Source organism: Brachybacterium sp. SYSU DS0246, assembly GCF_059391765.1.
This window is the reverse complement of record NZ_JBZXYT010000021.1, coordinates 24,935-47,886: the sequence shown is the minus strand read 5'-3', so window position 1 is coordinate 47,886 and position 22,952 is coordinate 24,935. Positions and strand designations below refer to the sequence as shown.

Annotated in this window: 19 protein-coding genes; 5 read left to right on the top strand and 14 right to left on the bottom strand. The window is 72.0% G+C overall.

Annotated elements, in window-relative coordinates:
* The first annotated feature begins 134 nt into the window (after window positions 1-134).
* A complete protein-coding gene (gene greA / locus AC5020_RS11640) occupies window positions 135-623 on the top strand; it encodes a transcription elongation factor GreA (RefSeq protein WP_377019916.1) in 489 nt (162 codons plus the stop codon).
* A gap of 273 nt (window positions 624-896) precedes the next feature.
* Here the strand turns inward: greA and AC5020_RS11635 are convergent, their stop codons facing one another.
* Complete coding sequence (locus tag AC5020_RS11635; RefSeq protein ID WP_464988401.1) at window positions 897-2,204, bottom strand: AI-2E family transporter; 1,308 nt, start codon at window positions 2,202-2,204, stop codon at window positions 897-899.
* Window positions 2,205-2,352: 148 nt separating this feature from the next.
* Between AC5020_RS11635 and AC5020_RS11630 the strand changes: the two genes are divergently transcribed.
* Together AC5020_RS11630 and AC5020_RS11625 are read left to right on the top strand one after the other, a co-directional pair.
* Window positions 2,353-3,186, top strand: a complete 834-nt coding sequence (locus AC5020_RS11630) for an ABC transporter ATP-binding protein (RefSeq protein WP_377019918.1) — start codon at window positions 2,353-2,355, stop codon at window positions 3,184-3,186.
* Window positions 3,171-4,883 carry a hypothetical protein gene (locus tag AC5020_RS11625; protein ID WP_464988400.1) on the top strand — a complete coding sequence of 571 codons (1,713 nt, stop codon included), beginning with the start codon at window positions 3,171-3,173 and terminating at the stop codon, window positions 4,881-4,883. The genes AC5020_RS11630 and AC5020_RS11625 overlap by 16 nt, the downstream gene beginning before the upstream one ends.
* Before the next feature lie 19 nt (window positions 4,884-4,902).
* Here the strand turns inward: AC5020_RS11625 and AC5020_RS11620 are convergent, their stop codons facing one another.
* The 7 genes from AC5020_RS11620 to glmS form a co-directional block, all read right to left on the bottom strand.
* Window positions 4,903-5,460: a GNAT family N-acetyltransferase gene (locus tag AC5020_RS11620; RefSeq protein WP_377019921.1), complete on the bottom strand. Its 558-nt coding sequence runs from the start codon at window positions 5,458-5,460 to the stop codon at window positions 4,903-4,905.
* Window position 5,461: 1 nt separating this feature from the next.
* Window positions 5,462-6,217 carry a tRNA (adenosine(37)-N6)-threonylcarbamoyltransferase complex dimerization subunit type 1 TsaB gene (gene tsaB, locus AC5020_RS11615; protein WP_464988399.1) on the bottom strand — a complete coding sequence of 252 codons (756 nt, stop codon included), beginning with the start codon at window positions 6,215-6,217 and terminating at the stop codon, window positions 5,462-5,464.
* The gene (gene tsaE, locus AC5020_RS11610) at window positions 6,217-6,765 is read right to left on the bottom strand and encodes a tRNA (adenosine(37)-N6)-threonylcarbamoyltransferase complex ATPase subunit type 1 TsaE (RefSeq protein WP_377019924.1); all 549 of its coding nucleotides are present in this window, start codon (window positions 6,763-6,765) and stop codon (window positions 6,217-6,219) included. The genes tsaB and tsaE overlap by 1 nt, the downstream gene beginning before the upstream one ends.
* Window positions 6,762-7,934: an alanine racemase gene (gene alr / locus AC5020_RS11605; protein ID WP_377019925.1), complete on the bottom strand. Its 1,173-nt coding sequence runs from the start codon at window positions 7,932-7,934 to the stop codon at window positions 6,762-6,764. Before alr ends, tsaE begins: the two co-directional genes overlap by 4 nt.
* A 13-nt stretch (window positions 7,935-7,947) precedes the next feature.
* On the bottom strand, window positions 7,948-9,531 hold the full coding sequence (locus AC5020_RS11600; RefSeq protein ID WP_464988398.1) for an NAD(P)H-hydrate dehydratase: 1,584 nt from the start codon (window positions 9,529-9,531) through the stop codon (window positions 7,948-7,950).
* A complete protein-coding gene (locus tag AC5020_RS11595) occupies window positions 9,528-10,004 on the bottom strand; it encodes a holo-ACP synthase (protein WP_377019928.1) in 477 nt (158 codons plus the stop codon). The genes AC5020_RS11600 and AC5020_RS11595 overlap by 4 nt, the downstream gene beginning before the upstream one ends.
* Before the next feature lie 85 nt (window positions 10,005-10,089).
* On the bottom strand, window positions 10,090-11,958 hold the full coding sequence (gene glmS, locus AC5020_RS11590) for a glutamine--fructose-6-phosphate transaminase (isomerizing) (protein ID WP_464988397.1): 1,869 nt from the start codon (window positions 11,956-11,958) through the stop codon (window positions 10,090-10,092).
* Between the two features lie 210 nt (window positions 11,959-12,168).
* On the opposite strand from glmS, the gene coaA reads away from it, so the two are divergent.
* Window positions 12,169-13,125 (top strand): type I pantothenate kinase, encoded by a 957-nt coding sequence (coaA, locus tag AC5020_RS11585; protein ID WP_377019930.1) that lies wholly within the window; start codon window positions 12,169-12,171, stop codon window positions 13,123-13,125.
* 310 nt (window positions 13,126-13,435) lie between these two features.
* On the opposite strand, the gene glmM is transcribed toward coaA, so the two are convergent.
* Entirely contained in the window at window positions 13,436-14,782 is a 1,347-nt protein-coding gene (gene glmM / locus AC5020_RS11580) for a phosphoglucosamine mutase (protein WP_464988396.1), read from the bottom strand.
* A 191-nt stretch (window positions 14,783-14,973) separates the two neighbouring features.
* On the opposite strand from glmM, the gene AC5020_RS11575 reads away from it, so the two are divergent.
* Entirely contained in the window at window positions 14,974-18,333 is a 3,360-nt protein-coding gene (locus AC5020_RS11575; protein WP_464988395.1) for a DEAD/DEAH box helicase, read from the top strand.
* Window positions 18,334-18,358: 25 nt separating this feature from the next.
* Here the strand turns inward: AC5020_RS11575 and cynS are convergent, their stop codons facing one another.
* The 5 genes from cynS to truA form a co-directional block, all read right to left on the bottom strand.
* Window positions 18,359-18,868 (bottom strand): cyanase, encoded by a 510-nt coding sequence (gene cynS / locus AC5020_RS11570; RefSeq protein ID WP_464988394.1) that lies wholly within the window; start codon window positions 18,866-18,868, stop codon window positions 18,359-18,361.
* A gap of 363 nt (window positions 18,869-19,231) precedes the next feature.
* Window positions 19,232-20,497, bottom strand: a complete 1,266-nt coding sequence (locus AC5020_RS11565; protein ID WP_464988393.1) for a CoA transferase — start codon at window positions 20,495-20,497, stop codon at window positions 19,232-19,234.
* A gap of 151 nt (window positions 20,498-20,648) precedes the next feature.
* Entirely contained in the window at window positions 20,649-21,158 is a 510-nt protein-coding gene (gene rpsI / locus AC5020_RS11560) for a 30S ribosomal protein S9 (RefSeq protein WP_377019936.1), read from the bottom strand.
* A gap of 51 nt (window positions 21,159-21,209) precedes the next feature.
* Window positions 21,210-21,653: a 50S ribosomal protein L13 gene (rplM, locus tag AC5020_RS11555; RefSeq protein WP_377019937.1), complete on the bottom strand. Its 444-nt coding sequence runs from the start codon at window positions 21,651-21,653 to the stop codon at window positions 21,210-21,212.
* A 257-nt stretch (window positions 21,654-21,910) separates the two neighbouring features.
* The gene (truA, locus tag AC5020_RS11550; RefSeq protein ID WP_464988392.1) at window positions 21,911-22,888 is read right to left on the bottom strand and encodes a tRNA pseudouridine(38-40) synthase TruA; all 978 of its coding nucleotides are present in this window, start codon (window positions 22,886-22,888) and stop codon (window positions 21,911-21,913) included.
* Between the last annotated feature and the right edge of the window lie 64 nt (window positions 22,889-22,952).

Sequence of the window (22,952 nt, the reverse complement as noted above, 5' to 3'; positions counted from 1 at the left end):
TTCCGATACCGGCGACGCGCCGGTCATCATCATCCGCACACGGGGCGCATGAGGTCATGTGCCCCGTGATTCGCGTACGGGGGCCCTTTCCCGCGGTCCCGCATGCGCACACCGAAGACGACAGGAGTGAACCCATGAGCAGCCAGCCGAATGGCGCCTGGCTCACCCAGGACGCGTACGACCGCCTCGCCAAGGAGCTCGCTGAGCTGGAGGGGCCGGGCCGCACGGAGATCGCCGAGCGCATCGCCGCCGCCCGCGACGAGGGCGACCTCAAGGAGAACGGTGGGTACCACGCCGCCCGCGAGGAGCAGGGGAAGATGGAGGCTCGCATCGCCGACCTCCAGCGTCTGCTCAAGAACGCCGTGGTGGGCGAGTCCCCCAAGGACGACGGTGTGGTCGAGCCGGGCATGGTCGTCACGATCACGCTGGCCGGCAAGAACCGCACGTTCCTGCTGGGCAATCGCGAGATCGCCGAGGACTCCGACCTCGAGGTCTACTCCACCGAGTCGCCGCTGGGCAGCGCGATCCACAGCTCCAAGGTGGGCGACACGGTCGATTACACCGCACCGAACGGCAAGTCGTTCCCGGTCGACATCCTCGAGGCCAAGCCCTACCGTCCGTGACCCGCGGGCGCTCTCCGAGCGCCGCGCCACCGACACCTCCCCGCGAGGCCCGCAGACCGGTCCCCGACCGACGAGCCGTCTCGCACGAGCAAGGACCCCTCTCCGGCGATGGCCGGAGACGGGTCCTTGCTGTGTCTGCCGCGCTGTGCCCGCCTCTGAGAGGTGATCAGCGCTCCGGGTGGGGCTCGGCGCTCCGAGAAGGTCCGACGGCGATCCGCCGCCTGTCGCGGGCAGGGCCCCGGACGATCCGCCGCCCGCCGGCGGACGGCCCGGTCAGCTCGACGGCGCCGGCTCCTCCCCCGCCGATCCCGTGGCGCTGTCCGGGCGGGCTCCTCCGGAGGAGACCTCCGCGGTGGATCCCTCCCGGGACGACTTCGCCGGGGACCGCTTCTGGGCATCGTCCTGGGAGCGGGTGCTCCGCTGGGCGCCCTTGCCGCCGGCCAGCGCCGCGAAATGGTCCGCCGCCGCGTCGTCGTGGCCCAGCTCCGGGCTGGGATCGCGGCCGACGACGTACAGCAGGGTCGCATTGACGAAGGCGATCAGCGGGATCGCGAACAGAGCACCGGGGATCCCGGCGATCATGGCGCCGGCGGCCACGCCCAGGAACACCGCGAGCGGATGCAGCTCGACCGCCTTGCCCATGAGGAAGGGCTGGAGGACGTTGCCCTCGATCTGCTGGACGGCCACCACGATGCCCAGCATGATCAGCGCGAAGATCCAGTTCTGCAGCACCAGCACCAGCAGCACCGCGATGATCCCGGAGGCGATCGCACCGACCAGCGGGATGAAGGAGAACAGGAACACGAGCAGCCAGATCGGCACCGCGTAGGAGCCCAGTCCCAGGAAGACCATCCCGATCGCGATGCCGACCGCGTCGGCCGCCGCCACCAGGATCTGGGTGCGCACGTATGCCGACAGGGCCTTCCAGCCGCGGCGGAAGGCCTCGTGGGTGTCCTCACGGGCGGCCGGCGGCAGCAGCCCCACGACCCAGCGCCAGATCGTCGACCCGCTGGAGAGCAGGAAGAACAGCGTGAACAGGCAGATCACGATGCCGGTGGCGAGGTTGCCGATCACCGCAGCGGTGCTCAGCGCCGAGTTCAGCAGGGCATCCGCGTTCTCCTGCAGCTGCGTGAGGCCCTCGTTGATGGCGCTGTCGATCATGGGGGCGTCGATCTGGAACGTCGTCGTCGCCCAGTCCATGACGGACTGGAAGCCGGTGACGGCCTTGTCCTGGATGTCCGAGAACTGGGCGATCAGCTGACGCCCGGCGAGGGTGAACATGCCGGCGACCAGCAGCAGCAGACCGATCAGTGCGATGCCGCTGGCCGCGGCCCGGCCCAGGAACGTGTAGCGCGTCAGGACCCTCACGATCGGCATCAGCATCACGGCCAGCAGCACGGCGATGAGCACCGGGATCACGAGGGTGGTGATCTTCAGCAGAGCCCAGAGGATCAGGGCTGAGGCCGCGACGATCACGATCACCCGCCAGGACCAGGACGCCAGCCGGCGCACACCGATGGGGATCTCCTCGACCTCCGGTGCGAGACCGGGGGCACGAGGGGTCGGGCGCAGCTTCGACATGGGGCTCCTTCCGTCAGAGCCGGTTCGACTCCGGGTCACTCTAGCGGGCGGCTCGAGCCCGCGGTACCTGATCAGGGCCGACGAAGGTCGACGTGCCGGTGACCGAGGGACGGAGCACCGCCGACCGTTCGCTCGATACCGTGATCACATGCACTCCGTCCCGCCCTCCTCCCCGTCACCGAGCACCGGCCCCGCCGCTCCCGTGGCCGAGAGCGCCGCCGTCCCGCCGCAGTCGGCGCTGTCTATCCGTGGCCTGCGGAAGTCCTTCTCCGGCACCGAGGTCGTCCACGGGATCTCCCTGGACGTGCCCCGCGGCTCGTTCTACGGGATGGTCGGCCCCAACGGCGCCGGCAAGACCACCACGCTGTCGATGGCCACCGGCCTGCTGCGGCCCAGCGGCGGCACCGCCCATGTGCTCGGCACCGACATGTGGGCGGAGCCGGAGAAGGCCAAGGCCCGGCTCGGCGTGCTCGCCGACGGCCTGCGCACCTTCGACCGGCTCACGGGACGCGAGCTGCTCACCTACGTCGGCCTGATCCGCGGCATGGACCCCGAGGTCGTCGAGGAGCGCACCCAGTCCTTGCTGACGGCCCTCGATCTCGCGGGCGAGGACGGCAAGCTCGTGGTCGACTACTCCGCGGGCATGACCAAGAAGATCCTGCTGGCCGGTGCCCTCCTGCACGCCCCGCGGCTGCTGGTGCTGGATGAGCCGCTGGAGGCGGTGGACCCGGTCTCCGCGCAGGTGATCCGGAAGATCCTCACCGCCTATGTCGAGGGCGGAGGCACCGTGGTCCTCTCCAGCCACGTGATGGAGCTGGTCGAGGGGCTGTGCAGCCACGTCGCGATCATCGCGCACGGGGAGCTGATGGCCGACGGCACGCTGGACGAGGTCCGCCGCGGCGGCAGCCTCGTCCAGACGTTCATCGATCTCGTCGGCGGGGCCGACGTCGAGGAGGGGAGCCTGTCGTGGTTGGAGTCCTGAGCAGCGAGCACGCTGCGACCGCCTCCGCGGCCGGGATCCACCACGGCTCCGTCTCCCAGCGCTCCCTGCTGCGCCTGCTGCTGGGGCTGAAGTGGACCCTGTGGAAGCGGTCCTACCGCAAGAACGTCGGCAAGATCATCGGCACCTGCTTCGGCGTCCTGTACGCGCTCGGCGGCATGGCCGCCCTGGTGGCACTGTTCCTCAGTGCGACGCTGTGGGCGGGAGAGGGCTCCACCTTCCCCATGATCATCCGGGGTCTGGGCGCGCTCACGGTCCTGGTGTGGCTGGCGATCCCCGTGCTCGCCTTCGGGCTGGACGACACGCTGGATCCGCGCGCCTTCGCCCTGCTCCCCCGCAGCGCCAAGCAGCTCCAGCCCGGGCTCTTCGCCGCCGCCGCGCTCAGCCTGCCCAGCGCGTTCACGCTCCTGGCCGTCCTGATCGCGACGGCGTTCGAGATCCTGTGGCTCATCCTGTTCGGTCAGGGGGCGCTGTGGATCGCCGCGGCCATGGTCGCTCTGATCCCGGCGAACCTCGCCGCGGTCGCCCTGTGCCTGCTGCTGCCGCGCGCCTGGTTCGCGCACTCTGCGAGCAGGGCCTCCTCGCGCAGCGGCCGCGAGGTCGGCGGGATCATCGGCATGGTCATCATGTTCGCCGCCATCTACGGCGGCTCCCTGCTGCTGCAGAGGGTCGAGGATCTCGACGCGGAGAGGCTGAGGCAGCTGCTGCCCACCGTCGTCGAGGTCGCTGCCTGGACCCCGTTCGGGGCGCTGTTCGCGGTGCCGATGGATCTCGCCGAGGGCCGGGTGCTGCCGGCGTTGGCCCGGGCGCTGATCGGCGCCGTCGCGATCGCGGCGACATGGCTGTGGTGGCGACGTTCGATCGATGCGTCCCTCACCTCCGCCCTCAGCGGTGATGCCTCCTCCGGTGCCACCAAGGTCTCTCCCCTGGTGCCCCGCTTCGTCCGGCCCGGCGCGTTCGGCGCGGTGATGGGCAAGTCGCTGCGCTATTGGCGGCGCGACACCCGGTATCTCGCCGCGATCGGGATGTACCCGCTGATGCTCCTGTTCTTCGCCGCGATGGGGCTCGCCGTTCCCGACTCACGACCGATGATGCTGGCCATCCTGATCATGATGTGCGGGCTGACGGGTATCACCCTGTCCAACGAGATCGGGTTCGACGGTCCCTCCGGCTGGGTCAACATCACCGCCGGGCTCCCGGCCCGCGCGAACCAGCTGGGCCGCGTGGCCGCCATGGCGGTGCTGATGGTGCCCGTGATCGTCGTGGTCACCGTCGCCGTGCCGCTGCTGTTCGGGATGGGGCACCTGGTCCCGCTGACGGTGCTGGGCTCCCTGGGCACCGCGATCACCGGCTGGGGCGTATCCCTCGCGGTCGGGGTGATCATGCCCTACCCGGCCTCTCCTCCCGGCACGAACCCGATGAAGGACAAGTCCGCCTCGAGCACCAATGCGATGCTGTCGATGACGATCTCGATGATCGCGGTGGCGGTCCCCCAGATCCCGGCGGTCGGGGTCGCTGTCTGGGGACTCATCGTGGGGAGCCCCGCGATCCAGCTCGTCGCGGGTGTGCTGTCGCTCCTGCTGGGCGTGGTCGCGTTCCTGGTGGGACTGCGGATCGGCACCGTCCGGCTGGAGAGCCGCTACCCCGACGTGTTCCAGAAGGTGCGCGACTTCCTGTAGGGCCTCGCGTGAGGGCGGGTCAGAGATCCCGTTCCATCACCAGCGCATCGATCTGCCGGCCGCGGATGCGGTAGTACCCCCGGCGGCGGTCGATGGTCCGGTATCCGGCCGTGGTGTAGAACGTCCGGGCGCGTGAGTTGTCCTCGCGGACCTCGAGCAGCATCCGCGTCGCCCCCGCCCGTCGCGCCTGGTCCTCGCACCAGGCCAGCAGGGCGCGGCCGATGCCGACGCCCTCGATCCGGGTGCCGATGGTGTGCAGGTCGGCGACGTCCCCGGCGAGCATGATCCCGGCGTAACCGAGCAGGTCACCGGTCGCGTCGGGGCCCCGCGCGGCGATGACGTAACGGCGGTCGCGGTGCTCGATCTCCGCGGCGAGCTGGAACACGGTCCAGGCCTCGTCGGGGAAGAGCTCGAGCTCGGCGAAGGCGATCTCCTCGACGTCGTGAAGGCCAGCGGGACGCAGTGCCCAGCGGAACGTATCCCCCTGCTCCGGCTGGCCCAGCTGGTCGCGCTGGTCCGGACGGCCCGTCGGCTCCGGCTGGTCCGACGGGTCCTCCCGCGGCAGGTCGGCCGTCATCTCACAGCCCGAGAGCGCTCTTGCGCGCGGTGGGCTTGGCGGCGTCGGGCTCGCGCAGGTACATGGGATCGGTATCGGCGAGGTCCTCTCCCTGTCCGATCAGGCGGGAGGCGGCGCGGATCAGGTACCCGGCGTCGGCGTCGACCAGCGGCGAGGTGGCCGGCAGCAGTTCCGGGTACAGCGCGGCCCCGGAGCCGACGAGCAGGTCGCAGGCGGAGAGGTCCGCGGCAACTGCGGCCGGGGCGTCGACCGCGGGATCCGCGGTGCGGGTCAGGGCTCCGTCGGCGTCCTGCCGGTAGCGGGCGTGGTAGACCTCGCGGCGGCGGGCGTCCAGGGCGACGGCGACGGTCAGCGAAGCAGAGGCCGCGGGGGCGTACTCGGCGAGCGCCTGTTCGGCGAGGGCGTCAAGGGAGCTGAGCCCGTACAGCGGGATGCCGAGGATGTCGGCGATGCTGCGGGCGGCGACCAGGCCGACGCGCAGGCCCGTGAACGGGCCGGGGCCGCGGCCGACGACGATCCCGGTCAGCTCGGCTCGGGTGGCGCCCGCTTCGCGCATCGTCTCGTCGATGAGGGCCAGGAGCACCTCGTCGTGATGACGGGCCCGCTGGTCGGAGCGCACAGCGAGGACCTCGGGCGCGGGGGTGCCGTCGAAGGGCGATGCCTCCGCTCCCGCGCCGGTCGCGTCCCGGCCGGCACCGAAGGAGGCGCGGGCCACGGCGACGCTGACGGCCCCGGACGTATCGATTCCCAGTAGCATCAGCGGTCCTCCCCCGGTGTCGGTGCGGTGCGGTCTGCAGCCTCCAGGCCCAGAACGGCCCTGAGCTGCTCGGTCGCGGCGCGGTCCCAGCGCGGCCCTCGCGGGGTCAGGCGCAGGGTGCGCGGCTCGTCGGGATCATCGGGGTCCTCGACGTGGTCGGGCCGCTCGAGCTCGATCAGGAGCGTCGAGTCGACCAGGTGCTCGACGCGGTCGCGGCCCCATTCGACGACCGTGACGGACTGGTCGAGGTCGGCCTCCAGGTCGAGGTCGTCGATGTCGCCTCCCCCGCCGAGCCGGTAGGCGTCCACATGCACCAGCGCCGGCCCACCGGTGAGGCTGGGGTGGACGCGCTCGATGACGAACGTCGGCGAGGCGACGGGACCGCGCACCCCGAGGCCCTGTCCCAGTCCCTGGGTGAAGGTGGTCTTGCCGGCGCCCAGCGGACCGTCCAGGATCAGCAGGTCGCCGGCCCGCAGCGCCCCGGCGAGGGCGGCGGCGGCGGCGCGTGTGCCGTCGGCGTCGGTGGTGCGGATCGTCAGGGGGCTCATGCGCGGGTCTCCCGCATCACGCGGCCGGAGACGGAGGTGAGGATCTCGTAGGGGATGGTGCCGGCGGCCAGTGCCCAGTCATCGGCGGTGCTCGCGGTCGGCGCGGTGGCCTCACCGCCGGCGTCCCCGAACAGGAAGACCTCGTCCCCGGCGACGGCGTCGCTGTCGGGGCCCAGGTCGATGATGATCTGGTCCATGCTGATGCGGCCGACCTGCGGGGCGATGTGGTCCCCGGAGCCGGTGCGCACGAGCACGTCGCAGCGGTCGCTGCCGGCGCGGTGCAGGCCGTCGGCGTACCCGATCGGGACCAGGCCCAGCCGGGTGCGACGGCTGGTGCTGCGGATCCTCCCGTACCCCAGGCTGTGCCCCTCGGGGACCTCCTTGACGATGGCCAGTCGGCTGGTCAGGGTCATCGCGGGCCGCAGCGGGACGTCGGTGGGCACCGGCGGGTAGCCGTACAGGGCGATGCCGGGACGGACCAGGTCGCGGTGGAGGTCCGGGCGGGACAGCAGCGCCGCCGAGTTGGCGATGTGCTGCAGGGGGATCGGGCCGATCTCGTCGGCCAGGGCCTCGCACGCGGAGTCGAACAGGTCGACCTGCTGGTCCGTGGCCGGATCCGCGGGGTCGTCCGCGCTGGTGAGGTGGGTCCAGGCGGCGACGACCTGGACGAAGTCGTCCTGCTGCATGGCGGCGCCGATCTCGCGCACCTGCCAGGGCAGGATGCCGTTGCGCCCCATGCCGGTGTCGATCTTCAGGTGCACGCGGGCGCGGCGCTCGGCCTGGCGGGCGGCAGCGGCGACCAGCTCGAGCATCTCCGGGGATCCGACGGACACGTCGATGCCGGCGGTGAGGACGTCGGGCAGCACCTCGGCGGCGGTGTGCGGTTCGTACAGCCAGGTGAGGATGTGCACGTCGAGGCCGGCGCGGGAGAGGGCCAGTGCACTGGCGGGATGGGCGACGCCCAGCCAGGTCGCCCCGCCCTCGAGCGCCGCGCGCGCCGCCGTCAGCATGCCGTGACCGTAGCCGTCGGCCTTCACCACGGCCATCAGGGCTGTGTGCTCCTCGAGCTGGCCGGTCAGGGCGCGGGTGTTCTCGGTGATGGCCGCGGGGTCGATCACGACACGGTTGGGCACGTGCCGAGGGTCCTCGGCGGGCATCGGGATGGTCATCGAACTCCTTCGATCACGGCAGGGCGCCCGCCAGGATAGCCCCGAGTGCAGCGGGGAGGTGGTCGGCGACGTCGAGGGCGACCAGGGGCTGGAGGCCGTCCCGGGACGCGAGGCGCCCCGCGCGACCATGGAGCATCGCGCCGAGGGCTGCGGCATCCGGTCCGGGCAGACCGGCGGCCAGCAGAGTTCCGATCACGCCGGCCAGGACGTCTCCGGTGCCGGCGGTGGCGAGCTGGGAGGTGGCGTCGTCCTGGGCGCGCAAGGGGCCGCCGTCCCCCGGGGCGACCAGGGTCACGGCGCCCTTGAGCAGCACGGTCGCGCCGGTCGCGCCGGCGAGCGCGGCCGCGAGCTCGGGGCCGGGGAGGTCGGTGCCGATCCCGAGACGATCGGCGAGCCGTTCGGCCTCGCCGCGGTGCGGGGTGAGGACCACGTCGGACCCGAAGCGGTGCTCGGCGGTCATGGCGGCGAGGCCGCCCGCGTCGATCACGCCGCGTTCCAGCCCGCCTGCTCCCCCGTCGCCGTCCCGGTCCTTCCCGTGCTCGCCGGCGTGGTCGATGTCACGGGAGAGCACGTCGAGGCCGGCGCGGGCCCGGGGGTCCTCGCCCCCGATCCCGGAACCGACGACGAGGGCGTCGGTGCGGCCGATCTCCTCGAGGTCCACGGTGTCGGTGGGCTGGCCGACGACCTCCGGCCGGATCTGGAGGACGAGGTCCAGGACGCTCTGCGGCGCCACGCAGCGCACCATTCCCGCCCCGGCGCGGGCGGCGCCGGAACAGGTCAGCACGGCGGCACCGGGGAACCGGGGGCTGCCGGCGACGACGGCGACCACGCCGCGGGAGTACTTGGTGGCGTCCCGCTCCGGGCGGGGCCACAACGCGCGCAGGTCGCTGTCCTCGAGGCGTGCGGCGGCGGGCCGGGCGGGCAGATGCTCGCCGAGGCCGAGGTCGACGCTGTGGAGGGTCCCTGTCAGGTGCGCGGCGCCGGGCAGCAGCAGACCGGCCTTGACGGCGCCGAAGGTGACGGTCTCGCTCGCTGCGAGGGCGCCGGGCGCCGCCTGGCCGCTGGTGGCGTCGACGAAGCTGGGCACGTCCACGGCGATCACCGGGACCTGCTCGGCGCGCACGGCCTCCAGCAGGGGTTCGAGAGCGGCGGGGATCTCGGGGCGCCCGCCGATCCCGAGGATCGCGTCCAGGACGAGACCGGCGCCCGCGATCACCTGGCGGAGATCGCCGGCGGAGCTCTCGGGCAGGGAGTGGATGGTGCCGCCGGCGTCCCGGAGCGCTGCGGCGCCCTCGGCGTGGACGCCGTCGGAGGTGGCGATCGCATCGGCCGCGATGCCGTCGCGGCGCAGCATCGCGGCGGCGTGCAGTCCGTCCCCGCCGTTGGACCCGCGACCGGCGAGCACGAGGACGCGGGGGCCGACGGGGGTCTCGCGGTAGGGCTCGGGGCCGTCCGGTTCCCCGTCGGCCCCGGCGGCGAGCCGTTCCCGGACCCGGTCGGCGAGGGCGCGGGCGGCGCGCAGCATCAGCGGCTGGCCGGCGGACAGCAGCGGCTGTTCCGCCTCGCGGACCTCCTGGGCGGTGTATCCACAGATCATGCGGTGCCTCCTTCCCCGGGCCCCCGGTCTCCCGAGGGCCGCTCACGTTCGGCGACGACGATCGCGGTCGCGATGTCCCCGTCGTGGGACAGCGACAGGTGCAGGTGCACGATGCCCTGTGCCTCGGCGGCCCGCAAGGTGGCACCGCGCAGGCGCAGGTAGGGGCGGCGGGCGGCGGTGCGGTCGACGGTGACGTCCTGCCAGGAGAAGTCGCCCGGGGAGCCGAGGGCCTTGCCGACGGCCTCCTTCGCAGCCACTCGGGCGGCGCGGGACGCGGCCGACAGTCCGCGCTCCCCGGGGGTGAACAGCCGCTCCAGCAGAGCGGGGGTGCGCGCGGTCATCTCGGCGAGGCGGGAGATGTCCACGACGTCGATGCCGACGCCGGCCACGGTGCCGTCCTCACGCGGAGCGAACGCCCGGCCCCCGAAGCTGTCCTCGGGGCCGGGCGTCGGCTGGTCGAAGGGGAAGCTCATCACCCCGGCAGTATCACACCCTCAGCAGGGAGGGGCTCGCCCGGCAGGGAAGGTGCTTCGCGGCGCCCCTCCCCTGCCGGGCCGGTCACTCGACGGTGACGGACTTGGCGAGGTTGCGCGGCTGGTCGACGTCCAGGCCCTTCGCGGTGGCCAGCTCGCAGGCGAAGATCTGCAGCGGGATGACCGTCAGCAGCGCGGCGAACAGGGTGCGGGTGGCGGGCACCCGGATCACCTCGTCGGCGTAGGGCACCACGTCGTCGTCGCCCTCCTCCGCGATCACCAGGGTGCGGGCGCCGCGGGCGCGGACCTCCTGGATGTTGGAGACGACCTTGGAGTGCAGCGAGTGGCGGCCGTTCGGGGAGGGCACGATGACGAACACCGGCTGGCCCTCCTCGACCAGGGCGATCGGGCCGTGCTTGAGCTCGCCGGCGGCGAAGCCCTCGGCGTGGATGTAGGCCAGCTCCTTGAGCTTGAGGGCGCCCTCCATCGCGGTGGGGTAGCCGACGTGGCGACCCAGGAACAGCACGCTCCTGGCGTCCTTCATGTCCTCGGCGAGCCGCTCGATCTGGCCGGCGTCGTCCAGCACCGTCTGGATGTGCTCGGGGAGCTTCTCGAGATCGGCCATGAGGGCGCTGATCTCGTCGGGGTAGAAGTTGCCGCGCACCTGGGCGAGGAACAGACCCAGCAGGTAGCAGGCGGCGATCTGACCCAGGTACGCCTTGGTCGAGGCCACCGCGATCTCGGGCCCGACGTGGAGGTACAGGGCGGCGTCGGATTCGCGCGGGATCGTGGAGCCGCGGGTGTTGCAGATGGCGACGACCTTCGCGCCCTGCTCGCGGGCGTGGCGCACCGCCATCAGCGTGTCCATGGTCTCGCCGGACTGCGAGATCGCCACCACCAGGGTCTTCTCGGTGACGACGGGATCGCGGTAGCGGAACTCGTGGGCAAGCTCGACCTCGGTGGGGATGCGGCACCAGTGCTCGATGGCGTACTTGGCGACCTCGCCGGCGTTGGCGGCGGTGCCGCACGCGATCACGACGATCTTGTCGACGCTGCGCAGCACGGACGGGTCGATGTCCATCTCGTCCAGGTGCAGTGAGCCGTTCTCCATGCGGCCCAGCAGGGTGTCGGCCACGGCGGCGGCCTGCTCGTGGATCTCCTTGGCCATGAAGGAGGGGTAGCCGCCCTTCTGCGCGGCGGCGGCGTCCCATTCGATGGTGTAGCGCTTGGCGTCGGTGACCTCGTGGCCGTCGAAGTCGATGATGGAGACGGCGTCGGCGGTGACGGTGACGACCTGATCCTGGCCGACCTCGAGGGCCTCCTTGGTGGAGTCGACGAAGGCTGCGACGTCCGAGCCGAGGAAGTTCTCCCCGTCGCCGAGGCCGACGACCAGCGGGGAGTTGCGGCGGGCGGCGACGACGGTGTCCGGGGCGTCGCGGTGGACGGCCAGCAGGGTGAAGGCGCCCTCGAGCGAGGCGGCCGTGCGGCGCATCGCCTCGGTGAGGTCACCGGTGGTCTCCATCTCGCGGGCCACCAGGTGCGCGGCGGCCTCCGTGTCGGTCTCGGAGGTGAAGGTGTATCCCTGTCCCTCGAGCTCGGAGCGCAGCGCGGCGAAGTTCTCGATGATGCCGTTGTGGACCAGGGCGAGCTCGCCGTCGCGGCCGCCGACGTGGGGGTGAGCGTTGCCGTCGGTGGGGCCACCGTGGGTTGCCCAGCGGGTATGGGCGATGGCGACGCGCCCGGAGGTCTCGGTGCCCTCACCGAGCGCCTCACGGAGGTTGGCGAGCTTGCCGGCGCGCTTGGTGACGTCGACGGCGCCGTCATCGATCACGGCGATGCCGGCGGAGTCGTAGCCGCGGTACTCGAGGCGGGCGAGGCCCTGGAGGGCGACGTCCACGGGACGGGAGGAGGGTGCTGAGGCCTTAGGGCCTGCGTATCCGACGATTCCACACATGCCGCTCACGCTAGCGACCCGCACGGCGCTCAGCTGCCACAGCGCGGTTTCCCGGCGAGTCGTTCCTCACCTCGCGGGGTCCGCGTGCACGGCACTGGCCGAACCTGCGCAGGAGTGATCACGTTCGCGCACCTGCCCTCTGGGGCCTCACAGGTCTCACCCGGGGCGGCGGTGCACGGATTGCTCCTGGAGTGCGGAACAATCATCCCTATGAAGGCCGCTTCAGCGACGAGCACCGTCACCCCGTTCGAGGAGATCCCGCGGGACGACTGGGCGCGTCTGTCGCAGCAGACACCCCTGCCCCTGTCCGAGGACGACGTCATCCGTCTGCGCGGTCTGGGTGACCGGATCGACCTGCAGGAGGTCGATGCCGTGTACCGGCCGATCTCCCGGCTGCTGAACCTCCAGGTCTCCGCGGCCGAGACGCTGCGCCGTGCCCGGGAGGATTTCCTCGCGCAGCGCCAGCACCGCACGCCGTACGTGATCGGGATCGCCGGCTCGGTGGCGGTGGGCAAGTCCACCACGGCCCGCGTGCTGCGCGAGCTGATGGCGCGCTGGCCGGAGACGCCGCGGGTGCAGCTGGTCACCACCGACGGGTTCCTGCTGCCCAACGCCGAGCTCGAGGCCCGCGGGATCATGCATCGCAAGGGGTTCCCCGAGAGCTACGACCGGCGCAGCCTGCTGCGGTTCGTCTCGGACGTGAAGTCCGGCCAGGATCGGGTCGAGGCCCCCGTCTACTCCCACCTGACCTACGACATCATCGAGGACGAGCGGGCGGTGGTCGAGCACCCCGACGTGCTGATCCTCGAGGGCCTGAACGTGCTGCAGCCCGCGCGGCCGCGCCCCGACGGGCGGCTGGGGATGGCCGTCTCGGACTTCTTCGACTTCTCCGTGTACGTCGACGCCCGACCCGAGGACGTCCAGCGCTGGTACGTGGAGCGGTTCCTGCAGCTGCGCCGGACGGCGTTCTCCGATCCGCGCTCCTACTTCCGCCGCTACGCGGATCTCTCCGACGACGAGGCCGAGCAGACCGCCCTGCGCATCTGGCGCACCATCAATGGGCCGAACCTCACCGAGAACGTGCTGCCCACCCGCGGCCGCGCCGACCTGGTGCTGCGCAAGGACGGGATGCACCGCGTGCACTCGGTGCTGCTGCGCAAGGTGTGAGCGCGGACGGCTGCCGCCGCTGACTGCCGGCCCCGCTGCGCACGTCCCCGGCGGCCCGCTGCGCGTGTCCCCGGCGGCCGCGCGGCACGGAGAAGCTGTCCGGGCTCGTGGAGCTACTGTCCCCGAACGGGACGTGTTTCGAGGGTGCCCCGCATATCGCAGGGCACCCTCGAATGAACTACCGCCGATGGTCACGACGGCGCGGTCGCAGCGCCCCAGGCCCCGCCGAGGCGCGATTCCCCGGCAGAGCCCGACGCGGTCGCAGCGCCCCAGGCCCGGTCACAGCCCGACGCCGCCTGCCCGCTCCCCGTCAGAGCCCGACGCGGTCGCGGACCAGGGCGGCCAGGCGCTCGGCGACGTCGGTGGCCTGCTCGTCGGTCGGTGCCTCGACCATGACGCGCACGACGGGCTCGGTGCCGGAGGGGCGCAGGAGCACGCGGCCCGTCTCACCCAGCTCGTTCTCCGCGGCGGCCACGGCGTCGAGCACGCCGCGGTCGATGGTGGCGCGGGCCTTGTCGACGTTCTTGACGTTGATCAGCGCCTGCGGGAGGCGCGTCATGACGTCGGCCAGTTCGCGGGCGGTGCGGCCGGTGCTGGCCATGCGCTGGATCAGGTGCAGGGCGGTCAGCTCGCCGTCGCCGGTGGTGGCGTGGTCGGCGAGGATGACGTGGCCGGACTGCTCACCGCCGATGGAGTAGCTGCCGAGGTTCATCTCCTCGAGCACGTACCGATCTCCCACCGCGGTCTGGCCCAGCATGATGCCGTGCTCGCGCATGGCGAGCTTGAGGCCGAGGTTGCTCATCACCGTGACCACGAGCGTGTCGTCGTGCAGCCGACCCTTCTCCTTCAGGTCGAGCGCGAGGATGCCCATGATCTGGTCGCCGTCGATGACCTCGCCGTCGGCGTCGACCGCCAGGCAGCGGTCGGCATCGCCGTCGAAGGCCACGCCGATGTCGGCGCCCATCTCCCGGACGGCCTCCTGCAGCCGACCGAGATGGGTGGAGCCGACGCCGTCGTTGATGAGACCGCCGTCGCTGCCGTCGCCGATCACGTGGACGGTGGCACCGGCGCGGCGCAGCATCGCCGGGCCGGAGTGGCAGGCAGCACCGTTCGCACAGTCGGCGACGACGGTGATGCCCTCCAGCGACTGATCGAGGGTCGAGACCAGGTGATCGACGTAGGCCTCGACCGCGCCCTGGTAGCGGGTGATCGTGCCGACCCCGGTGCCCTGGGGCCGCTCCCACTCCTCGCCGAGGCGGGCCTCGATGGCGTCCTCCACCTCGTCCGGCAGCTTGGTGCCGCCTCGGGCGAAGAACTTGATGCCGTTGTCCGGCGCGGGGTTGTGGGAGGCGGAGATCATCACGCCGAGGTCCGCCTCGGTGGACTGGACCAGGTGGGCCAGGCCCGGCGTGGGGAGCACCTCGGCGTCCAGCACGTCGACGCCGGCCGAGGCGAGCCCGGCGCACACGGCGGCCGAGAGGAAGTCCCCCGAGGGCCGCGTGTCGCGGGCGACGATGGCGCGCGGCTTGGTGCCGCCGAAGGCGCCGAGGGTGCCCAGGACATGGGCCGCCCCCACGGAGAGCTCGACCGCCAGTTCGGCGGTGATGTCCCCGTTCGCGCGTCCGCGCACTCCGTCGGTTCCGAACAGTCGTGCCATGTGCTGGCCCTTTCAGGGGTCGGGGGGCGCCGAAGATGAGCAACCACGGCTGAGGTCCGGGGAAACTGTAACGCTCCGGCGGTGGGCGGCCGCGGTGCACACGGCATCGGTGGCTCCCCGGGTGACGAATTGGAGGTGAACTATGCCCCGGCGACGGGACGAGGGGCCTGCGCTCTCGTTAACCTGAGAGGATGCCGGTCGTCGATCTCCCCCCACGGATCCTGCCCGCTGCGATCTCCCAGTTCGTCGGGGACCGCTCCGCGGGCCGTGGCCTCGCCTATGCGCGCGGCGGCCGCGTCCAGGAGCTGGGATGGGACGACGAGGCCCGTTCCATCCGGGCAGAGGTGCGCGGCGCGGCCAGCACCCCGTACCGCGTGACCGTGCAGCTGGAGGAGTACGACCAGGCCGCGGTCACCCGCCGGTTCCTGCCCGAGGAGCCGGGCGGCGTCTGGCGGCCGGTGCGCTCGAGCTGCACGTGCCCCGTCGGCTCCGACTGCAAGCATGCCGCGGCCGCGATGTATGAGCTGAACACCATGGCCGACCGGACCAAGTCCGAGCGGGAGGTCTCCGAGTGGCGCAGCGTGCTGAGGCCGCTGCTGCAGGAGGAGCAGCGCAGCGAGGGCCCGCAGCCGCTCGCGCTGCGGTTCGATCTGGAGGCTTCGCCGCTGGAGTCGGGCCGGCCCCGCTATGCGCACGAGCCCGCCACCGCCGAGCACGTCCATGCCGGATCCGAGCTGCGCCTGGGCATCCGCCCGTTGGTGCGCGGCAAGCAGGGGCGCTGGATCAAGGGCGGTGTCTCCTGGCGCACCTTCGAGTACCGCGTGCCCGGCCACGACTACGTCCCCGCGCACGCCGAGGCCCTGACCCGCATCTTCTCCGCGGCCACGGCCGAGCGCTCCTACACCTCGGGGGCGGTCGAGCACCTGTGGCTGAGCTCGATCGGTTCGCCGCTGCTGTGGCAGTCGCTCTCCTACGCCGCCGACGTCGGCGTGCAGTTCCTGACCAGCGGCATCCTCGAGAGCGTCGAGATCGCGCCGACGGCCGAGGTGGAGCTGGACCTCTCCGCGCCCGCAGCCGAGTCCGAACTCGCCGTGCGCCCCCGGATCCTCATCGGCGGCGACCCGGCCCCGTCTGCGCAGCTGCTGGGCACCGGTGGGGTGATCGATCTGGCCTCCACGATCCCGGCCGACGGGGACGGCGACGACGCCGGCCGGCGCGGCGAACGCTTCCACGCCCGCATCGCCCCTGTGGACAGCCCGGTCCCGATCGCCCTGCAACGACTGTTCCAACGCCCCGAGCCGCTGCGCATCCCCGCCGCCGAGCGCGAGGAATTCCTGGGCTCGGCCTACCCCCGGCTGCGGGAGATCACCACCGTCACCAGTACCGACGGCAGCGTGGAGATGCCCGCGATCGAGCCGGCGACGCTGCAGGTCACCGCCGCCTACGCCGACGGCGACAGCCTCACCCTGACCTGGTCCTGGCGGTACCACGATCCCGAACGCACCGTCCCCATGGACCCGGCGATCGGCCCGCGCCGCGATCACGAGCACGAGGAGGCGGTCCTCACCCGCGCTCAGCAGCTGTGGCCGACGGCCGGCTCCCGGACGCCGGAGCGGCTCAGCGGCGTCGACACCGCCGAGTTCTCCACCCACGTGCTCGACGCCCTCGACGGCCTCGAGCACGTCAGCGCGAAGGTCACCGGCACCCGGCACGCCTACCGGGAACTGGACGAGGCCCCGCACGTGCGCGTCACCCAGCACGAGTCCCGCGGGAAGAACGACTGGTTCGACCTCGGCTTCGAGATCACCATCGAGGGCAAGCAGATCGCCTTCGCCTCCCTGTTCACGGCCCTGGCCCAGGGGAAGTCGCGGCTGCTGATGCCCGATCGCACGTACTTCTCCCTGGAGAACCCGGCGTTCGATGCGCTGCGCGAGCTGATCGCCGAGGGCGAGGCCCTGGCCGAGTGGGATCCCGACCAGCAGTCGATCTCGAAGTACCAGGTCGACATCTGGAACGAGCTCGAGGAGATCGCCGACGAGGCCGAGGCCTCCGATGCCTGGCAGCGCAGCGTCGGCGCCCTGCAGGCGGGCGTCGATCTCACGCCGCCGCAGCCGCCGCGCGGGCTGACCGCCGATCTTCGCCCGTACCAGCGCGACGGCTTCGCCTGGCTCGCCTTCCTGTACGAGCATTCCCTGGGCGGAGTGCTGGCCGACGATATGGGCCTGGGCAAGACCGTCCAGACCCTCGCGCTGATCGCCCATGCGCACGAGCGTGCCGGGACCGGCTCGGACCCCGCCTCCTCCGCGCTGCCGCCGTTCCTGGTGGTCGCGCCGGCGTCCGTGGTGGGCGTGTGGCGCTCCGAGGCGGAGCGGTTCACCCCGGGCCTGGATCTGCGGGTCGTCGACCGCACCCGTCGGGCTCGCGGCACCGACCTCGCCGAGGTGGCCGCCGGCGCCGACGTGCTGGTCACCAGCTACACGGTGCTGCGGATCGATGCCGAGGAGTTCGCCGAGCAGGAGTTCGCGGGCATGGTGCTGGACGAGGCGCAGTTCGTGAAGAACCGCCGCGCCCGCACGCACCAGGCGGCGCGCGGCGTGCACGCCCCGTTCCGCCTGGCCATCACGGGTACGCCGATGGAGAACTCGCTCGATGACCTGTGGTCGATCATGTCGCTGGCCGCGCCGGGACTGTTCGGCGCCGCCACCGCGTTCCGTCAGCGCTATACGACGCCGATCGAGAGCGGTGAGCATCCGGAGCGGATGGAGGTGCTGCGTGCCCGGCTGCGACCGTTCATGCTGCGCCGCACCAAGGATCTGGTCGCCAAGGAGCTCCCGCCCAAGCAGGAGCAGGTGTGGAAGGTCGAGCTCGCCGAGGATCACCGGGCGCTGTACGACTCCCTGCTCCAGCGCGAGCGCAAGAAGGTGCTGGGGCTTATCGAGGACGATTTGGACCGCAACCGCTTCATCGTGTTCCGCTCGCTCACGCTGCTGCGGATGATGGCGCTGGACCCGGGCATCGTCGATGCGCAGGAGCATCGGGACGTGCACAGCTCGAAGCTCGCCGCGCTGTTCGACCAGCTCGAGGAGGTCCTCGGCGAGGGGCACAAGGTGCTGCTGTTCAGCCAGTTCACCTCGTACCTGCACCGAGTCGCCGAGCAGCTGGACCAGCGCGGGGTGGACTACGCCTACCTCGACGGCTCCACCCGCAATCGTGAGGCGGCGGTCCGCGGCTTCCGCGAGGGGAACGCTCCGGTGTTCCTGATCTCCCTGAAGGCCGGCGGCTTCGGACTCACCCTGACCGAGGCGGACTACGTCTTCCTGCTCGATCCGTGGTGGAACCCCGCCGCGGAGAACCAGGCCGTCGACCGCGCCCACCGCATCGGCCAGGAGCGCCACCTGATGGTCTATCGGATGGTCGCCGAGGACACCATCGAGGAGAAGGTGCTCGCGCTGCAGCAGAAGAAGGCGGACCTGTTCGATGCCCTGACCGACTCCGGGTCGGCGTTCCGCGAGGGCATCACGGCCGATGACATCCGCGAGCTGCTCTCGTAGATCGCGCCGAGTCGGGCAGACCGGATCAGGCCTCGGTGCTGACCCAGTCGTAGGGCAGGAACTTCCCATCGATCCTGAGCACCACACGATCACCGCCGGGGTGCTTCCCGCGCTCGAGATCGATGCTGCAGTTGATGGCGCTCATGATCCCGTCGCCGAATTCCTCATGGATGAGCGCCTTCAGCGCCGGCCCGTAGACCTGGATCAGCTCCTGGAAGCGGTAGATCGTGGGGTCGCTGAGGATCTCGGGGTCGACGGTCCGATACGGCTGGCGCGTCAGGGCTGCCACCAGGTCCGGCTCCAGTCCCAGCGCCTCGCCGAGGATCTCCGCCTCGGCGGCGGGGACGGGCTGCGCGCCGAGCACGGCCGAGGCCAGCCAGACGCGCGGCCGCCCGGTGCGCTCGGCGAGGTCCGTCCAGGTCACCCCGAGCTCACGTCGTTTCTCGTCGATCAGCGCGCCGGCCACGCGCTTGCTCACGAGTCCGCGCCCGCTCCCCTGCCCCGTTCCGCCGCCGGTCTCCGTCTGATCACTCATCACCGCAATGTCCTCTCGTCCTGAGGGAGCGTCTCCCGCTCCCGCCGCCCACGTCGCCGACTCCGTCGCACCCGCACCTGGGCGGGACGCACAGGCGATCGACGATCCGCGCACGGACGCTCCGCGCACGAGTCCGATCCTGCGCGACCCGTCCGGCCACCGCTCCGGGAGACGGCCGCGGCGGACACCGGGGTCACGGTCCGGTAACCCGACGCCGTGGGAATGACTCGTCATCGCCGCCGCCTGCACAGTGGGCGGTGGACGTCAGGGGCGGGCTCAGGGCCGGGGAGGGCGCGCGCCGGGGCGCAGAGTGCACGGAGGGAGACCGACGGGCCCGAATATGTCCCGAGGGCCCGAAAGGCCTCACCCGCTCCGGTCGCTCCACTCCGCTCTCGCGGCACCGTACCGGCCGACGGGACGCTCGAGGGTGGCCCCGTCGATCCGCAGCGGCGGCGGGACGGCGTCGAGGACGCCCTCGGCCGACGGGACCCTCGCCCGCGGCACGTCGAGCGCGGCCGGCTCCCGGGGAGGCGGCGGGGTCGCGGCGAGCAGCGTGCGGGCGGCGCCGAGCAGGCTCACGCGCACCGTGTGGGCGCGTGCCCGGGCGAGCGCCTCGAGCACGTGGGCGGCCATGAGGTGCCCGCTGCTGTGGTCCAGGGCCTGGACAGGAAGCGCCCCGGGCCGGTCCGGCGAGCCGCAGGCGGCCGCGATCCCGGTGGCCGCCTGAACGATGGAGTCGAACCCGGCTCGCGAGCCCCAGGGACCGGCCTCGCCCCAGGCGGAGAGGGTGACGATGACGGCCTGCGGGGCGAGCTGCTCAAGGGCTTCGTCGCCGAGTCCGAATCGGTCGAGAGCGCCGGGGCGGTACCCGCTGAGGATCACGTCCGCCGACGAGGCCAGGGCGCGCACCCGATCCGCCTCGCGACGGAGATCGATCTCGACGGACCGCTTGCCCATCCCGGTGGAGAGGTACTGGTCGAGGATCTCCGGACGCTGCGGCGGGTCCACGCGGAGCACGTCGGCCCCGAGGCAGGCCAGGAGCTGCGAGCAGGTGGGGCCGGCGATCACGCGGGTCAGATCGAGGACCCGGACTCCGCCGAGCAGTTCCCGCGGGGCGGCGGTGCGGGACAGCACGGGCCGGTCCCCGCGGACGTGCCTCTCGGACCACGGCGCCGAGGCCGTGGCCAGACCGTGCGGATGCCGCGCCCAGTCCGCCCGGGACCGCACGGCCACCGCGATCCCCCCGGCCGCGCAGACAGCTTCCTCCAGTTCCTCCGCGCCGAGTCGGCGTGCCGTGCGGTCGAGCTGGGCGCGATCCGAGACGGAGAGCGCGGAGCGGATGGCAGCCGCGTGATGCGGGTAGTTCCCGTGCAGCCGCACCCAGCCGTCACGGGCGGCGACAAGTCCGGACAGCTCTGCCCAGGTCTCGGGTGCACGGCCGTCGACGCGCAGACTCTCGAAGGACGCGAACGACGCGGCGACCAGTGCGGGCGTGGTGTCGACCGTGACGTCCAGGCCGCGGGCGATGGCGACCTCCTGCGCCGCGTCCCGTACCCGGGCGACGGCCGTCCAGGCGAGATGCTCGACGTCGAAGGGGCCGCTCCACCATCGCCGTGGCACGAACTCCATGCCGTGAGGATAGTCCGTGGCCCCGACGCCTGTGGTCCGACGGCGCACTCTCGTCGGGGGCGAACGCAACGATGCCCCTCGACCACATGGGTCGAGGGGCATCGTGTGCGCGGATCCGGCGGCGAGGCCGCGAATCAGCAGCGCGGGATGATCAGCGCTTGGAGTACTGCGGCGCCTTGCGGGCCTTCTTCAGTCCGGCCTTCTTGCGCTCGATGATGCGAGCATCGCGCTTGAGGAAGCCGGCCTTCTTCAGGGTCGGGCGGTTGTGCTCGGCGTCGATCTCGTTCAGCGCACGGGCCACGCCGAGGCGCACGGCCCCGGCCTGACCGGAGGGGCCGCCGCCGGTGAGGCGGACGACGACGTCGAAGCGGCCCTGGAGGTCGAGGACCGTGAACGGGTCGTTGACCTCCTGCTGGTGCAGCTTGTTCGGGAAGTAGTTCTCCAGGCTGCGGCCGTTGATGGTCCACTGGCCGGAGCCGGGGATCAGACGGACGCGGGCGACGGCCTGCTTGCGGCGACCGGTGCCGTAGCCCGGGGCGGTGGCGGACTGGCCGCTGCCGACCGGGGCTTCGCCGGTGGATTCGGTGGTGAAGGACGACGGGACGTTCTCGTCCGTCTCCTCGGTCACGGCCTCGAGGGACTCGGGGGTGGTCTCAGTCACGGTTCTCCTTGGTTCTTCCGTGCGGCAGGGCGGAGTGGCGGGAGCCCCCGCTTACTGCGCCACCTGGTCGATGGTGAAGGGGACGGGCTGCTGAGCGCTGTGAGGATGCTCCGAACCCGAGTAGATCTTGAGCTTCTTGAGCTGCTGCTCGGCGAGCTTGTTCTTGGGGAGCATGCCGCGCACGGCCTTCTCCACCGCCCGCTCGGGGCGGTTCTCGAGCAGCTCGGAGTAGGGGATGCCGCGGAGACCGCCGGGGTAGCCGGAGTGGCGGTAGGCCAGCTTCGCCTCCCGCTTGTTGCCGGTCAGCGCGACCTTGTCAGCGTTGATGATGATCACGAAGTCGCCCGCATCCATGTGGGGTGCGAAGACCGGCTTGTGCTTTCCCCGGAGGAGCTGTGCAGCCTGGGAAGCGAGCCGGCCGAGGACGACATCCGTTGCGTCGATGACGTACCAGGAACGCTCGACATCGTCGGGCTTCGGGGTGAACGTACGCACTCGTGCCTTCTTCTCTCGTCATGGTGCCCAGGCGGCGGGACGCCGTCCAGGCACGGTTCGATGGACCGTGGGCACGCTTCCTTCGGGTAAAAGCATGGCCCTGTCGCTGCGCCCGTCCCGCTCCGCTCACGAGGCGACGGCGGTCCTGGATGTGTGTGAGATGCCCTTATCGCGCCGGGCGTGAGATATCGGCTGCGGAGTCGGGCACACATCGAGGCACAACGACCGCCAACAATACTGCGAACCAGCTGGCAGCGTCAACGCACAGAGGGCTGGTCCGGGGTGTGATCTCCGGCTCCGTCACGCATCTGGGCTGCGCCGGCGGAAGTGCCCCGGCGGGCGCGCGCGAGAGCCGCTCGAGCCGCCAGTTCCTCATCGGGCGGGTACGCGACGTGGTCGAGGGTCAGGCCCTGCGGCGGGCACATCGGCGCCGACCCGGCGCCGTCCCGACGCGCGGCCTCCCGGGTGCGCGCGGAGAGCACCCGCGAGGGCCACTCCGCATCCCGTCGCCCCTCCCCCACGCCGATCAGCGCACCGACCAGCGAGCGCACCATGTGGTGGCAGAAGGCGTCGGCGACGACGGTCGCCACGACCAGGCCCTCGTCGGCCCGGCCGATGTCGGGACGCTCCCAGTGGAACTCCCGCAGGGTGCGGATGGTGGTGGCGCCCTCCCGGGGACGGCAGAAGGAGAGGAAGTCGTGCTCGCCCAGCAGCGGCCGGCTCGCCTCGGTCATGGCGTCGATGTCGAGCCGGCGGCGGTGGCGCAGCACGTCGCGACGCAGCGGGTCGTGGACGGCGGGACCGTCGGAGATGCGGTAGCGATAGCGGCGCCACAGCGCGCCGAACCGGGCATCGAAGTCGGAGGGGACCTCGCGGGCGACGTGGACGACGACGTCGGGCGGCAGCACCCCGGCCAGCCGTGTCACGAGAGAGTCTGCGGGGCTGCGATCGGAGCGGCCGGGCATGGTCGCCAGGACCGTGTCGGGCACGTCGAGATGGCAGACCTGGCCGCGGGCGTGCACGCCGGCGTCGGTCCGGCCGGCGACGGTGACCCGCAGCTCGCGGCGAGCGATCTGGGCCAGAGCCGCCTCGAGCTCGCCCTGGACGGTGCGACGGCCGGGCTGGGCGGCCCAGCCGTGGAAATCGGTGCCGTCGTAGGAGAGGTCCAGCCGCAGCCGGGTGGTCGGTTCCTCCGGCGTCGCGGCGCGGGTCGGTTCCGGGATCGCGGCGGGCATGGAGCCGATCGTAACGGCGCGATGCCCGAGGGCGGGCACCGGAGCCCCGGGAGGGCGGCGGGTC

Bases quoted from the DNA above. Each gene is read 5' to 3' on its own strand.
- greA (WP_377019916.1), top strand. From the start codon at position 135: ATGAGCAGCCAGCCGAATGGCGCCTGGCTCACCCAGGACGCGTACGAC.
- AC5020_RS11635 (WP_464988401.1), bottom strand. From the start codon at position 2,204: ATGTCGAAGCTGCGCCCGACCCCTCGTGCCCCCGGTCTCGCACCGGAG.
- AC5020_RS11630 (WP_377019918.1), top strand. From the start codon at position 2,353: ATGCACTCCGTCCCGCCCTCCTCCCCGTCACCGAGCACCGGCCCCGCC.
- AC5020_RS11620 (WP_377019921.1), bottom strand. From the start codon at position 5,460: ATGACGGCCGACCTGCCGCGGGAGGACCCGTCGGACCAGCCGGAGCCG.
- tsaB (WP_464988399.1), bottom strand. From the start codon at position 6,217: ATGCTACTGGGAATCGATACGTCCGGGGCCGTCAGCGTCGCCGTGGCC.
- tsaE (WP_377019924.1), bottom strand. From the start codon at position 6,765: ATGAGCCCCCTGACGATCCGCACCACCGACGCCGACGGCACACGCGCC.
- alr (WP_377019925.1), bottom strand. From the start codon at position 7,934: ATGACCATCCCGATGCCCGCCGAGGACCCTCGGCACGTGCCCAACCGT.
- AC5020_RS11600 (WP_464988398.1), bottom strand. From the start codon at position 9,531: ATGATCTGTGGATACACCGCCCAGGAGGTCCGCGAGGCGGAACAGCCG.
- AC5020_RS11595 (WP_377019928.1), bottom strand. From the start codon at position 10,004: ATGAGCTTCCCCTTCGACCAGCCGACGCCCGGCCCCGAGGACAGCTTC.
- glmS (WP_464988397.1), bottom strand. From the start codon at position 11,958: ATGTGTGGAATCGTCGGATACGCAGGCCCTAAGGCCTCAGCACCCTCC.
- coaA (WP_377019930.1), top strand. From the start codon at position 12,169: ATGAAGGCCGCTTCAGCGACGAGCACCGTCACCCCGTTCGAGGAGATC.
- glmM (WP_464988396.1), bottom strand. From the start codon at position 14,782: ATGGCACGACTGTTCGGAACCGACGGAGTGCGCGGACGCGCGAACGGG.
- AC5020_RS11575 (WP_464988395.1), top strand. From the start codon at position 14,974: ATGCCGGTCGTCGATCTCCCCCCACGGATCCTGCCCGCTGCGATCTCC.
- cynS (WP_464988394.1), bottom strand. From the start codon at position 18,868: ATGAGTGATCAGACGGAGACCGGCGGCGGAACGGGGCAGGGGAGCGGG.
- AC5020_RS11565 (WP_464988393.1), bottom strand. From the start codon at position 20,497: ATGGAGTTCGTGCCACGGCGATGGTGGAGCGGCCCCTTCGACGTCGAG.
- truA (WP_464988392.1), bottom strand. From the start codon at position 22,888: ATGCCCGCCGCGATCCCGGAACCGACCCGCGCCGCGACGCCGGAGGAA.